The organism is Mesorhizobium sp., from assembly GCF_041661565.1.
In the GTDB taxonomy this organism is placed as follows: Bacteria; Pseudomonadota; Alphaproteobacteria; order Rhizobiales; family Rhizobiaceae; genus Mesorhizobium.
Genome location: NZ_JBAZUD010000144.1, coordinates 1 through 12,095 on the forward strand (window position 1 = coordinate 1; position 12,095 = coordinate 12,095).

At 61.7% G+C, this 12,095-nt stretch carries 23 protein-coding genes and 1 pseudogene; all 24 read right to left on the bottom strand.

Annotated features, from left to right (window positions below):
- Positions 1–7: 7 nt before the first annotated feature.
- Positions 8–616 (bottom strand): adenylate kinase, encoded by a 609-nt coding sequence (locus WC739_RS20865; protein WP_372954914.1) that lies wholly within the window; start codon positions 614–616, stop codon positions 8–10.
- The gene (gene secY / locus WC739_RS20870; RefSeq protein ID WP_372954915.1) at positions 613–1,953 is read right to left on the bottom strand and encodes a preprotein translocase subunit SecY; all 1,341 of its coding nucleotides are present in this window, start codon (positions 1,951–1,953) and stop codon (positions 613–615) included. The genes WC739_RS20865 and secY overlap by 4 nt, the downstream gene beginning before the upstream one ends.
- A gap of 190 nt (positions 1,954–2,143) precedes the next feature.
- Entirely contained in the window at positions 2,144–2,620 is a 477-nt protein-coding gene (gene rplO / locus WC739_RS20875; protein WP_372954916.1) for a 50S ribosomal protein L15, read from the bottom strand.
- Between the two features lie 22 nt (positions 2,621–2,642).
- Complete coding sequence (gene rpmD / locus WC739_RS20880) at positions 2,643–2,840, bottom strand: 50S ribosomal protein L30 (protein WP_023736690.1); 198 nt, start codon at positions 2,838–2,840, stop codon at positions 2,643–2,645.
- Positions 2,841–2,864: 24 nt separating this feature from the next.
- Positions 2,865–3,428, bottom strand: a complete 564-nt coding sequence (gene rpsE, locus WC739_RS20885) for a 30S ribosomal protein S5 (protein ID WP_006333394.1) — start codon at positions 3,426–3,428, stop codon at positions 2,865–2,867.
- An 87-nt stretch (positions 3,429–3,515) separates the two neighbouring features.
- On the bottom strand, positions 3,516–3,875 hold the full coding sequence (rplR, locus tag WC739_RS20890; RefSeq protein WP_372954917.1) for a 50S ribosomal protein L18: 360 nt from the start codon (positions 3,873–3,875) through the stop codon (positions 3,516–3,518).
- 139 nt (positions 3,876–4,014) lie between these two features.
- Positions 4,015–4,548: a 50S ribosomal protein L6 gene (rplF, locus tag WC739_RS20895; RefSeq protein ID WP_372954918.1), complete on the bottom strand. Its 534-nt coding sequence runs from the start codon at positions 4,546–4,548 to the stop codon at positions 4,015–4,017.
- 86 nt (positions 4,549–4,634) lie between these two features.
- On the bottom strand, positions 4,635–5,033 hold the full coding sequence (gene rpsH, locus WC739_RS20900) for a 30S ribosomal protein S8 (protein ID WP_006205453.1): 399 nt from the start codon (positions 5,031–5,033) through the stop codon (positions 4,635–4,637).
- A 12-nt stretch (positions 5,034–5,045) separates the two neighbouring features.
- The gene (rpsN, locus tag WC739_RS20905) at positions 5,046–5,351 is read right to left on the bottom strand and encodes a 30S ribosomal protein S14 (RefSeq protein ID WP_013895695.1); all 306 of its coding nucleotides are present in this window, start codon (positions 5,349–5,351) and stop codon (positions 5,046–5,048) included.
- 27 nt (positions 5,352–5,378) lie between these two features.
- On the bottom strand, positions 5,379–5,978 hold the full coding sequence (rplE, locus tag WC739_RS20910) for a 50S ribosomal protein L5 (RefSeq protein ID WP_111548980.1): 600 nt from the start codon (positions 5,976–5,978) through the stop codon (positions 5,379–5,381).
- Complete coding sequence (gene rplX / locus WC739_RS20915) at positions 5,971–6,285, bottom strand: 50S ribosomal protein L24 (protein WP_254817150.1); 315 nt, start codon at positions 6,283–6,285, stop codon at positions 5,971–5,973. The genes rplE and rplX overlap by 8 nt, the downstream gene beginning before the upstream one ends.
- Before the next feature lie 12 nt (positions 6,286–6,297).
- Complete coding sequence (rplN, locus tag WC739_RS20920) at positions 6,298–6,666, bottom strand: 50S ribosomal protein L14 (RefSeq protein ID WP_006205457.1); 369 nt, start codon at positions 6,664–6,666, stop codon at positions 6,298–6,300.
- Positions 6,667–6,752: 86 nt separating this feature from the next.
- Positions 6,753–6,992, bottom strand: a complete 240-nt coding sequence (gene rpsQ / locus WC739_RS20925) for a 30S ribosomal protein S17 (protein WP_010909280.1) — start codon at positions 6,990–6,992, stop codon at positions 6,753–6,755.
- A gap of 11 nt (positions 6,993–7,003) precedes the next feature.
- The gene (gene rpmC / locus WC739_RS20930) at positions 7,004–7,204 is read right to left on the bottom strand and encodes a 50S ribosomal protein L29 (RefSeq protein WP_006205459.1); all 201 of its coding nucleotides are present in this window, start codon (positions 7,202–7,204) and stop codon (positions 7,004–7,006) included.
- A gap of 13 nt (positions 7,205–7,217) precedes the next feature.
- Positions 7,218–7,631 carry a 50S ribosomal protein L16 gene (gene rplP, locus WC739_RS20935; RefSeq protein ID WP_013531427.1) on the bottom strand — a complete coding sequence of 138 codons (414 nt, stop codon included), beginning with the start codon at positions 7,629–7,631 and terminating at the stop codon, positions 7,218–7,220.
- 27 nt (positions 7,632–7,658) lie between these two features.
- Positions 7,659–8,384, bottom strand: coding sequence for a 30S ribosomal protein S3 (rpsC, locus tag WC739_RS20940; protein WP_023672753.1), 726 nt, complete (start codon positions 8,382–8,384; stop codon positions 7,659–7,661).
- The gene (rplV, locus tag WC739_RS20945; protein WP_006205462.1) at positions 8,384–8,773 is read right to left on the bottom strand and encodes a 50S ribosomal protein L22; all 390 of its coding nucleotides are present in this window, start codon (positions 8,771–8,773) and stop codon (positions 8,384–8,386) included. Before rplV ends, rpsC begins: the two co-directional genes overlap by 1 nt.
- A gap of 2 nt (positions 8,774–8,775) precedes the next feature.
- On the bottom strand, positions 8,776–9,054 hold the full coding sequence (rpsS, locus tag WC739_RS20950; RefSeq protein ID WP_006205463.1) for a 30S ribosomal protein S19: 279 nt from the start codon (positions 9,052–9,054) through the stop codon (positions 8,776–8,778).
- A gap of 16 nt (positions 9,055–9,070) precedes the next feature.
- Positions 9,071–9,904 (bottom strand): 50S ribosomal protein L2, encoded by an 834-nt coding sequence (rplB, locus tag WC739_RS20955; RefSeq protein WP_024505067.1) that lies wholly within the window; start codon positions 9,902–9,904, stop codon positions 9,071–9,073.
- A gap of 22 nt (positions 9,905–9,926) precedes the next feature.
- Complete coding sequence (locus WC739_RS20960; RefSeq protein WP_372954919.1) at positions 9,927–10,220, bottom strand: 50S ribosomal protein L23; 294 nt, start codon at positions 10,218–10,220, stop codon at positions 9,927–9,929.
- Positions 10,217–10,837, bottom strand: a complete 621-nt coding sequence (gene rplD / locus WC739_RS20965) for a 50S ribosomal protein L4 (protein WP_372954920.1) — start codon at positions 10,835–10,837, stop codon at positions 10,217–10,219. The genes WC739_RS20960 and rplD overlap by 4 nt, the downstream gene beginning before the upstream one ends.
- Positions 10,837–11,550: a 50S ribosomal protein L3 gene (gene rplC, locus WC739_RS20970; protein WP_372954921.1), complete on the bottom strand. Its 714-nt coding sequence runs from the start codon at positions 11,548–11,550 to the stop codon at positions 10,837–10,839. The genes rplD and rplC overlap by 1 nt, the downstream gene beginning before the upstream one ends.
- A gap of 61 nt (positions 11,551–11,611) precedes the next feature.
- Positions 11,612–11,920, bottom strand: a complete 309-nt coding sequence (gene rpsJ / locus WC739_RS20975) for a 30S ribosomal protein S10 (RefSeq protein ID WP_010909272.1) — start codon at positions 11,918–11,920, stop codon at positions 11,612–11,614.
- Positions 11,921–11,989: 69 nt separating this feature from the next.
- A pseudogene (locus tag WC739_RS20980) lies at positions 11,990–12,095 on the bottom strand (elongation factor Tu); the annotation flags it as partial.

Below are 12,095 nucleotides of genomic sequence, written 5' to 3' on the forward strand. Positions count from 1 at the left end.
AAAATCGTTAATTTACAGCCTTCGCCCCTTCGGCCGTCGCCGCGAGCACGGCTTCGATCTCGCCGGTGACGGTATCGATGTCAGCCATGCCGTCGACGGCCTTGAGTTTGCCCTTGGCGTAGTAGTAACCGATCAGCGGAGCGGTCTTCTTGTAATACTCGCGCAGACGGTCTTCGAACACCGCAGGATTATCGTCCTTGCGCACCGGCTGGCCGGCAGCCTTGGCGTCATCAGCCCGCTTTACGATGCGCCCGACCAAAGCCCGATCGTCCACGACAAGCTCGATGACGATATCGAGGCTCATGCCACGTTGCGCAAGCATCGCATCGACAGCATCTGCCTGCACCAGGGTGCGCGGGTATCCGTCGAGGATGAAACCCTTGGCGCAATCAGCCTGATCGATGCGCTCGGCAACGATGGCGTTGACGATCGCGTCCGACACCAGCTCACCGGCATCCATCACCGCCTTGGCGCGCTTGCCGACCTCGGTACCGGCCTGGACGGCAGCCCGCAGCATGTCCCCCGTCGAGAGCTGTGGTATGCCGTGTTTCTCTACCAGTCTTTGTGCTTGTGTCCCCTTGCCCGCCCCTGGCGGCCCAAGCAATATCAACCTCATCTGGCTTTCTTCCCCCCGCGCAGCTTCGACTTCTTGATCAGGCCTTCATACTGATGCGCGATCAGGTGCCCCTGGATCTGCGCGACGGTATCAAGCGTGACACTGACCACGATCAGAAGCGATGTGCCACCGAGGTAGAACGGTACGCCAGTCGCCGAGATCAGGAACTCCGGCAGCAGGCACACCAGCACCAGATAGATGGCGCCGACGACAGTGATGCGAGTGAGAACGTAATCGATGTAATCGGCGGTGCGCTCGCCCGGACGATAGCCCGGGATGAAGCCCGAATGCTTCTTGAGCTGGTCGGCGGTGTCCTTCGGATTGAAGACAATCGCGGTGTAGAAGAAGGCGAAGAACACGATCATCGCAGCGTAGAAGGCCATGTAGAGCGGTTGGCCGTGGCCAAGCGAGGCCAGGACGGTACTTGCCCAGGCCGGCAGATTGGTGGTCTGCGAAAAGCCCGCGACAGTCGCCGGCAGCAGCAGCAGCGACGAGGCGAAGATCGGCGGGATGACGCCTGATGTGTTGAGCTTGAGCGGCAGGTGCGAAGTATCGCCCTGGAACATGCGATTGCCGACCTGGCGCTTCGGATACTGGATCAGCAGGCGGCGCTGAGCGCGCTCGAAGAACACGATGAGTGCGATGACGACAACGGCCAGGACAATGATCGCGAGAATCAGGCCGGTCGACAGCGCGCCTGTACGGCCGAGCTCCAGAGTTCCGGAGATGGCGTGCGGCAGGCCGGCGACAATGCCGGAGAAGATGATCAGCGAAATGCCGTTGCCGATGCCGCGCGCGGTGATCTGCTCGCCGAGCCACATCAGGAACATGGTGCCGCCAACCAGCGTCACGACCGTCGAGATGCGGAAGAACATGCCGGGATCGCTGACGATGCCGTTGCCGCCCTCGAGGCCCACCGAAATACCATAAGCCTGGACCAGCGCCAGCAGCACGGTACCGTAGCGCGTGTATTGGTTGATGACCTTGCGGCCCTGCTCGCCTTCCTTCTTCAGCGCTTCCAGCGACGGGATGACCGAGGTCATCAGCTGCATGATGATGGAAGCAGAAATGTAGGGCATGATGCCGAGCGCGAAGATCGCCATGCGCTGCACGGCGCCGCCGGCGAACATGTTGAACATGCCGAGCACGCCCTTGCTCTGCGAGGAAAAGGCCTGCGCAAAGGCGTCTGGATTGATGCCGGGGAGCGGAATGTAGGTACCGAGGCGATAGACGAGCAGCGCGCCGATGGTGAACCAGATGCGTTTCTTCAGATCCTCCGCCTTGGCGAAGGCCGAGAAATTCAGATTCGAGGCTAATTGTTCAGCAGCCGAAGCCATGCCTGATTCTCCGCTTGGTAACGCTTGATGGCCCGTGAGGTCAGGCGCGTCTCACCCAAGCTCACGAGATAAGCCCCGGGCCCTAAACATGCAAGCGGCCGCGTTGACGCGGCCACCTGATTGAGCGGATCAAAGCGCGATCATCGGCAGAAGCGGAAACCGCCCTTGCCGACCGCGCTTCAGATCGCCGTTACTCGGCAGCCGCCTTCTTCTCCGGCAGCTTGACAGAACCGCCGGCCTTTTCGATCTTCTCGATGGCCGCCTTGGAGGCGCCGGCAACGTCAAACGCGAGCTTTGCCTTGATCTCACCGTCGGACAGGATCCGCACGCCGTCCTTGACGCGGCGGATGACGCCGGCGGCAACAAGCGATTCTGCCGTCACGGTGGCCTTGGCGTCGAGCTTCTCGGCGTCGATGGCAACCTGGATGCGAGCCAGCGACACGACCGTGAAGCTCTTGGCGAAGATGTTGTTGAAGCCGCGCTTGGGCAGGCGCCGATAGAGCGGCATCTGGCCACCCTCGAAGCCGTTGATGGCGACGCCTGAGCGCGCTTTCTGACCCTTGACGCCGCGACCAGCGGTCTTGCCGGAGCCGGAACCGATGCCGCGGCCGAGACGCTTCTTGGAATGCGTCGCGCCGTCCTTGTCACGCAGATCGTTGAGTTTCATCTGGGTTCTCCTGCGCTTTCGCTCAGCCCTCGTCCACGACGCGGACGAGATGCTGGACGGCGGCGATCATGCCGCGCACGGAGGGCGTATCCTCGAGCGTGCGCTGCTTGTGCATCTTGTTGAGGCCGAGGCCGACCAGCGTCGCGCGCTGTTCCTTCGGACGGCGGATCGGCGAGCCGATCTGCTCAACGGTGACGGTCTTTGTAGCTTTCTTGGCCATGGTCAAAATCCCTGGTCAGATCGACTATTCTTCAGCCGCGACGGCGGTGCCGCGGCGGGCCTGAAGGGTCGAATACTTGATGCCGCGGGCGGCAGCCACATCCTTGGGATGCATCTGGCTCTTCAGCGCGTCGAAGGTGGCGCGAACCATGTTGTAAGGGTTCGACGACCCCATCGACTTGGCGACCACGTCATGCATGCCGAGCGTCTCGAAGACGGCGCGCATCGGGCCGCCGGCGATGATGCCAGTACCCTGCTTGGCGGCGCGCAGCAGGACGCGACCCGCACCCCAGCGTCCTTCGACGTCGTGATGCAGCGTACGGCCCGAGCGCAGCGGCACAAAGATCATGTCGCGCTTGGCCGATTCGGTTGCCTTGCGGATAGCCTCGGGCACTTCGCGCGCCTTGCCGTGACCAAAGCCGACACGGCCCTTCTGATCACCGACGACGACGAGTGCCGCAAAACCGAAGCGACGGCCGCCCTTGACGACCTTGGCGACGCGGTTGATGTGGACGAGCTTGTCCACCATCCCGTCATCGCGTTCTTCACGATCGCGGCCGCGGCCACCATCCCTACGTTCCTGTGCCATATCCTGTTCCTTGTTTTTTTCCGGAAGCACGGTTGCTGATAAGATCCGGGCACCTCTGTGGGTTACCGGGGGCGAAAGTTCCTGGAATTAGAAGCTCAAGCCACTTTCACGGGCGGCATCGGCGAGCGCCTTGACGCGGCCGTGATAGATATAGGCGCCGCGGTCGAAGACGACTTCCTTGACGCCGGCCTTGGTGGCGCGCTCGGCGATCAGCTTGCCGATCGCGGCAGCTGCCGCGGTGTCAGCGCCGGTCTTGAGCGAACCCTTCAGGTCCTTCTCGAGCGTCGAGGCCGCAGCTATGGTGTGGCCCTTGGCATCGTCGATGACCTGAACATAGATGTTCTTCGACGTGCGGTGCACGGACAGGCGCGGCCGCTCGCCGGCGACCTTCTTGATCTGGCGGCGAACGCGCTGCGCACGGCGCTGCGTGGATTCCTTGGTACCCATGATGTCTTCCTTGCCTTCAAAAAACAGGGGCCGCCTTGTGCGGTAGGCGAAAGCGCCTCCCGCGACCGCTCCCCGCGGCGTTACACTTGCTTGGCGTGGTCGTCCCCGAAAAGTGCGTAACCTCTCGGGGCAATGACCACTATTTCTTCTTGCCTTCCTTGCGGACGATCTTCTCGCCAGCGTAGCGGACGCCCTTGCCCTTGTAGGGCTCAGGACCGCGATATTCGCGAATCTCGGCCGCAACCTGGCCGACCTGCTGCTTGTCGATGCCGGCAACGGTGATTTCCGTCGGCTTGGGGACAGTGATCGTGATGCCGGCCGGCGTCTCGTATACGACATCATGGCTGAAGCCAAGCGCCAGCTGCAGGTTCTTGCCCTGGAGCGCGGCGCGATAGCCGACGCCGGTGATTTCGAGCTTCTTCTCGAAGCCGTCCTTGACGCCCTGCAGGATGTTGACGATCTGCGTGCGCGACATGCCCCATTTGGAGCGTGCGGTCTTGGTCTGGTCGCGAGGTTGGACAGCGATCTCGCCGTCTTCCATCTTGACCAGGACTTCTTCGTTCACCACGAACTTCAACTCACCCTTGGGGCCCTTCGCCGTCACGGTCTGGCCGTTGACGGTCGCGGTCACGCCCTGCGGCAGCGAAACGGGTTTCTTTCCAATACGAGACATTTTGTTGTCCTCGTCACTTCTCTTGTTTCAGGTCTCTGTCTTCGGAACGATCCGAAGACCGGATTCCAGTTTGCGGAGCTGCCGGATCAGAAGATCTGGCAGAGGATCTCGCCGCCGACGTTCTGTTCACGCGCTTCATGGTCGGCCATCACGCCCTTCGGTGTCGAAAGGATGGCGATGCCGAGGCCGTTGGCGACATGCGGGATCGACTTGGCCGAAACATAGACGCGACGGCCCGGCTTCGAAACGCGGGCGATTTCGCGCACGACCGGCGCACCGTCGAAATACTTCAGCTCGATCTCGATTTCGGACTTGCCGTTGTCGAAGTCGGTCTGGCTGTAGTCACGGATATAGCCTTCAGCCTTCAGCACGTCGAGGACGCGGGTGCGCAGACGCGAGGCCGGCGTCGAAACGCTCGACTTCTTGCGGCCGTAGGCGTTGCGGATGCGGGTCAGCATATCGCCGAGAGGATCGCTCAATGACATTGTATGTCCTCCTTACCAGCTCGACTTGACCAGGCCCGGAATCTGGCCGTTGTTGCCAAGATCCCGAAGCGCGATGCGCGATACTTTGAGCTTGCGATAATAGGCGCGCGGACGGCCGGTGACTTCGCAGCGGTTGCGGATGCGGATCTTGGCCGAATTGCGCGGCATGGCGGCAAGCTTGAGCTGAGCGCGGAAGCGCTCCTCCATCGGCTTGGACTGATCCATGATGATCGCCTTGAGGGCGGCACGCTTGGGACCGTACTGGTCGGCAAGCTTGCGGCGCCTGTTGTTCTTCTCGACTGAGCTGGTCTTTGCCATTTCAGATTTTTCCTTTTCTCGCTGCCGTTACTGGCGGAAGGGGAAGTTGAAGGCCTTGAGCAATGCCCTGGCTTCGTCGTCCGTCTTCGCAGTCGTACAAACGATGACGTCCATGCCCCAGATCTGATCAACCTTGTCGTAGTTGATCTCCGGGAACACGATGTGTTCCTTGATGCCCATGGCGTAGTTGCCACGGCCATCGAAGCTCTTCGGATTCAGTCCGCGGAAGTCGCGGACGCGCGGCAGCGCGATGTTCACGAGACGGTCGAGGAACTCGTACATGCGTTCCTTGCGCAGCGTGACCTTGGCGCCGATCGGCATCTTCTCGCGGACCTTGAAGCCGGCGATCGAGTTGCGGGCGCGGGTGACGACGGCCTTCTGGCCAGCGATCATCGCCAGGTCCTCGGCCGCGATCGAAGGCTTCTTCGAATCCCCGGTCGCTTCGCCAACACCCATGTTGAGCACGATCTTGTCGATGCGCGGAACCTGCATCTCATTCTCGTAGCCAAACTGTTCCTGCAGCGCCTTGCGGATGGTCTCGTTGTAGACCTGCTTGAGGCGCGGCGTGTTCTGGGCCTTGGACTGCTTGCTTTCAGCCTTGGGCTTCGTGGTTTGAGCCTTAGCCATTGATGACTTCTCCCGAGCGCTTGGCGACGCGCACCTTCTTGCCGTCCTTCTGGAAGATGAAACCGACGCGGGTCGGCTTGCCATCCTTGGGGTCGGCCAGCGCGATGTTCGACAGCTGGATCGGCGCTTCCTTGGTGATGATCCCGCCCTCTTGGGACTGGGACTGCTTCTGGTGACGACGGATCAGGTTGACGCCGCGCACAAGCGCGGTGTCGTCCTTCGGCTGAACCGAGAGGACTTCGCCCGAACGGCCCTTGTCCTTGCCGGCCAGCACGACGACCTTGTCGCCTTTTCTAATCTTCTGCATTGGTCCGGCTCCTTACAGCACTTCAGGCGCGAGCGAGATGATCTTCATGTGGTTCTTGGCGCGAAGTTCGCGCGGAACCGGTCCGAAGATACGCGTGCCGATCGGCTCTTTCTTGTTGTCGACGAGAACAGCCGCGTTCTTGTCGAAACGGATCACGCTGCCGTCCGGGCGGCGGATGTCCTTGGCCGTGCGAACCACGACCGCCTTCATCACATCGCCCTTCTTCACGCGGCCGCGCGGAATGGCTTCCTTGATCGACACCACGATGATGTCGCCCACGGAAGCGTATTTCCGCTTCGAGCCGCCCAGCACCTTGATGCACATGACACGACGCGCGCCGGAATTATCCGCGACGTCGAGGTTTGTTTGCATCTGAATCATGACTGGCCGCCTTCTTCTCTTCTTAACGGGACAGGCTCAAAGCCCCTCCCCGGTCTGTCCAAAATTCGCTTGTTCACGCCCGGTGGTCAGGCCTGGTCCGAAGACACGACGATCCAGCGCTTGTCCTTGGAAATCGGCTTCGATTCCTGGATGAACACCTGATCGCCAACCTTGTGGGCGTTGTTCTCGTCGTGCGCCTTGTACTTCTTGGTCATGCGCACGGTCTTCTTCATCACGGGATGCGTGAAGCGCCGTTCGACCTTGACGACAACCGTCTTCTCGTTCTTGTCGCTGACGACGGTGCCCTGCAGAATGCGCTTTGGCATGGTTTTCGTCCTTAAGCCTTCTTAGCCGCGGACTTTTCCGCGGCGATGGTCTTGATACGCGCAATGTCCTTACGGACCTGTCTCACGCGCGCGGTCTTCTCGAGCTGGCCGGTAGCCTTCTGGAAGCGCAGGTTGAACTGCTCCTTCTTCAGGCTGGCCAGGTCGTCGGTCAGCTGGTCCTGGGTCTTGGTCCGGATGTCTTCGGCTTTCATGATCAGCCCGTCCTTATTCTGCGATGCGCTGCACGAAGCGCGTCTTGACCGAGAGCTTGGCCGCGCCGAGACGCAGTGCCTCACGGGCGGTTTCCTCGTTGACGCCGTCGATCTCGAACATGATCCGGCCCGGCTTGACGCGCGCCGCCCAATAATCGACCGCGCCCTTGCCCTTGCCCATGCGGACTTCGGTCGGCTTCGAGGTGACCGGCACGTCCGGGAAAATACGGATCCAGACGCGGCCGGCGCGCTTCATTTCGCGAGTGATCGCGCGGCGGGCCGCCTCGATCTCACGCGCGGTGACGCGGTTCGGCTCAAGCGCCTTCAGCCCGAAACCACCGAAATCCAGGTTGGTGCCGCCCTTTGCGGTACCATGGATACGGCCCTTGAACTGCTTGCGGAACTTTGTGCGCTTTGGCTGCAGCATCGTTCTAACTCCAAATTCCTAAATGTCTCAGGCGTTTTCGCGACGACGACCGCGTTCGCGATCACCACCACCGCCATGCGCGGCATCACCCTCGGTCGCGCGACGCTCCGAAGCCATCGGGTCGTGTTCCAGGATCTCGCCCTTGAACACCCACACCTTGACGCCACAGATACCGTAAGCCGTATGGGCTTCGGCGGTACCGTAGTCGACATCGGCACGCAGTGTATGCAGCGGCACGCGGCCTTCACGATACCATTCCATGCGCGCGATCTCGGCGCCGCCGAGGCGGCCGGCGCAGTTGATGCGGATGCCTTCGGCACCGAGGCGCATCGCCGACTGGACGGCGCGCTTCATGGCGCGACGGAAGGCGATACGACGCTCAAGCTGCTGGGCGATCGACTGCGCGACCAGGGTCGCGTCGATTTCCGGCTTGCGCACTTCAACGATGTTGAGGTGCGTCTCGGACTTCGTCATCTCCATGAGCTTCTTGCGAAGCTTCTCGATGTCGGCGCCCTTCTTGCCGATGATCAGGCCCGGGCGCGCGGCATGGATGGTGACGCGGCACTTCTTGTGCGGGCGCTCGATGACGACCTTCGAGATCGCGGCCTGCTTGAGTTCCTTCTCAAGATACTTGCGGATCTTGATGTCCTCATGCAGCAGCTTGCCGTACTCGCCGGTGTTCGCGAACCAGCGCGAATCCCAGGTGCGGTTGATGCCGAGGCGCAAACCGATCGGATTGACTTTCTGGCCCATTATGCGGCCTCCCCTTTTTCTTCGACTTCACGAACGACGATCGTGAGGTGCGAGAACGGCTTCTCGATACGGCTGGCGCGACCACGGCCACGAGCATGGAACCGCTTCATGACGATCGACTTGCCGACATAGGCTTCCGCCACGATCAGTGCGTCGACGTCGAGGTCGTGGTTGTTTTCCGCGTTGGCGATCGCCGATTCCAGCGTCTTCTTGACCGTGCCGGAAATCCGCTTGGCCGAGAATTCGAGATCGGAAAGCGCTGTCGCGACCTTCTTGCCGCGGATGAGCGCGGCAACCAGGTTCAGCTTCTGCGGGCTGATACGGATCGTGCGCAACACGGCGCGCGCTTCGTTGTCAGCAAGCCTTCGCGGAGCTTTGGCCTTGCCCATGATTATTTCCTCTTCGCCTTCTTATCCGCGCCGTGACCGTAATAGGTCCGGGTCGGAGCGAATTCACCGAACTTGTGACCGACCATGTCCTCGTTGACAGAGACGGGAACATGCTTCTGGCCGTTGTAGACACCGAAGGTGAAGCCGACGAACTGCGGCAGGATGGTGGAGCGACGGCTCCACATCTTGATCACCTCATTGCGACCACCTTCACGAACCTTGTCCACCTTCTTGAGAAGGTAGCCGTCGATGAAGGGGCCTTTCCAAATAGAACGAGTCACTTGGCGTTACCTCTTCTTAGCTCTTGCGCTGATGGCGCGAGCGCAGGATGAACTTGTCGGTCGCCTTGTTGGACCGCGTCTTCTTGCCCTTGGTCGGCTTGCCCCAAGGCGAAACCGGATGGCGGCCACCCGAGGTGCGGCCTTCGCCGCCGCCGTGCGGATGGTCGACCGGGTTCATGGTCACGCCGCGATTGTGCGGACGCTTGCCGCGCCAAACGGTGCGACCGGCCTTGCCGTCATTGATGTTGCCATGGTCCGGGTTGGACACGGCACCGACGGTGGCCATGCAGGAACCGTGAACGACACGCTGTTCGCCCGAGTTGAGGCGCAGGATCGCCATGCCTTGGTCGCGGCCGACCAACTGGCCGTAGCCGCCGGCCGAACGTGCAACCTGGGCGCCCTTGCCCGGCTTCAGCTCAATGTTGTGGACGATGGTGCCGACCGGCATCGAAGCCAGAGGCATCGCATTGCCCGGCTTCACGTCGACCGATTCACCGGAGACGATCTTGTCGCCGGGGGCCAGACGTTGCGGAGCGATGATGTAGGACAACTCGCCATCGTCATACTTGATCAGCGCGATGAAGGCGGTGCGGTTCGGATCGTATTCAATACGCTCGACCGTGCCGACGACGTCGAACTTGCGGCGCTTGAAGTCGATGATGCGGTACGAACGCTTGTGACCGCCGCCGATGAAGCGGGCGGTGATGCGACCGTGGTTGTTGCGGCCGCCCGACTTGGTCAGGCCCTCGGTCAAGCCCTTGACAGGCTTGCCCTTGTAGAGGCCCGAGCGGTCAACGATGACCAGCTGGCGGGTGCTCGGCGTTACCGGGTTGAATTTTTTCAGTGCCATTGTTCTGTCCTCGCGGCCTTGCTCAGAGACCTGTCGCGACGTCGATCGACTGGCCATCGGCCAGCGTCACAATCGCCTTCTTGACATCGCCCTGCCGGCCAACCGTGCCACGGAAGCGCTTGGTCTTGCCCTTGCGGATAAGCGTGTTCACGGCCATCACCTTGACGCCGAACAGCGCCTCGACGGCAGCCTTGATCTCCGGCTTCGACGCCTTCTTGGCGACGTTGAAGACGACCTGGTTAAGTTCGGAGGCCATGGTCGACTTTTCGGTGATCGCCGGCGAGACGATCACGTCGTAATGACGAAGGTCGGTCATTTAAAGCGCTCCTCGAGAGCCTCGACGGCGGCCTTCGAAAGGACCAGCGTGCCGCGGCGCAGAATGTCGTAGACGTTGATGCCCTGGATGGGCAGGACGTCGATGTTCGGGATGTTCGTGGCTGCCAGCTTGAAGTTCTTGTCCAGCTCGGCGCCACCGATCAGCAGCGCGTTGGTCAGGCCAAGCGTCGCGAAGTTCGCGATCAGTGCCTTCGTCTTCGCCTCGGTCAGCTTCAACTCATCGATGATGATGATCGACGCGCTCTTGGCCTTGGCCGAGAGAGCATGCTTGAGGCCGAGGGCGCGAACCTTCTTCGGCAGCTCGTGTTCATGGCTGCGAACGACCGGGCCGTGAGCCTTGCCGCCGCCGCGGAACTGCGGAGCGCGTGCCGAATGGTGACGGGCGCGGCCCGTACCCTTCTGCTTGTACATCTTGGCGCCAGTACGCGCGATTTCGGCGCGGCCCTTGGCCTTGTGCGTGCCCTGCTGCTTCTTGGCAAGCTGCCAGCGCACGACGCGCTGCAGGATGTCCTCGCGCGGGTCCAGGCCGAAAATCCCGTCCGAAAGTTCCACTTTGCCGGCGTCTTTGCCGCCAAGCGTTGTGATCTTGAGATCCATTATTCCGCTCCCTCTGTGGCCGGAGCCTCGTTCTTGGCGACAGCGCGGATCGCGGCGGGCTTCGGCGCATTGGCCGGCAGTGCCACCTTGGCCGCGTCGCGGACCAGGATCCATGCGCCCTTCGATCCGGGAACCGCACCGCGGATCAGGATCAGGCCGCGATCGGCGTCGGTCGATACGATCTCGACATTCTGCGTCGTGACGCGAGTGTCGCCCATGTGGCCAGCCATATGCTTGCCCTTGAACACCTTGCCCGGGTCCTGACGCTGGCCGGTCGAACCGTGCGTGCGGTGCGATACCGAGTTACCGTGCGTCGCGCGGCCACCACCCATGTGGTGGCGCTTGATGACGCCCTGGAAACCCTTGCCGATCGTCGTGCCCGTCACATCGACCTTCTGGCCGGCGACGAAATGGTCAACGGTGATCTCGGCGCCGACATCGATCATGTTGTCGGCGCTGACGCGGAACTCGGCGACCTTCGCCTTCGGCTCGACGGAAGCGGTCGCGAAATGGCCGCGCATCGCCTTCGACGTGTTCTTCACCTTGGCAAGGCCAACGCCGAGCTGAACGGCGGTGTAGCCATTCTTCTCCTGCGTGCGCTGGGCCACGACCTGGCAGTTCTCCATCTGGAGAACGGTGACGGGAACATGTTCCCCGGCATCGTTGTAGATGCGGGTCATTCCCACCTTCTTTGCAATCACACCTGAACGCATCGGTTCAATTCCTTTAGAGTTCCGGGCCAGGGGCACCGCCCCTTACCGCGCTCTCATTCCCTTAGAGCTTGATCTCGACGTCGACGCCGGCGGCCAGATCGAGCTTCATCAAAGCATCGACCGTCTGCGGGGTCGGATCGACGATGTCGAGCAGACGCTTGTGCGTGCGCATCTCGAACTGCTCGCGGCTCTTCTTGTCGACGTGAGGCGACCGGTTGACCGTAAACTTCTCGATCCGCGTCGGCAGCGGAATGGGGCCGCGGACGTTGGCACCGGTGCGCTTGGCCGTCGACACGATTTCCTTCGTCGAGGCGTCGAGCACGCGGTGATCAAACGCCTTCAGGCGGATGCGGATATTCTGTCCGTTCATGCGTCACTTCCTTGTTCTGGCGCGGCGCGGGCAAATCCTGCGCCCGCGACAGATCGGTTTAAGTCCAAATTACTCTTTGATGGTGACGACGATGCCGGCACCGACGGTGCGGCCGCCTTCACGGATGGCGAAGCGCAGCTTCTCTTCCATGGCGATCGGCACGATCAGCTCGACA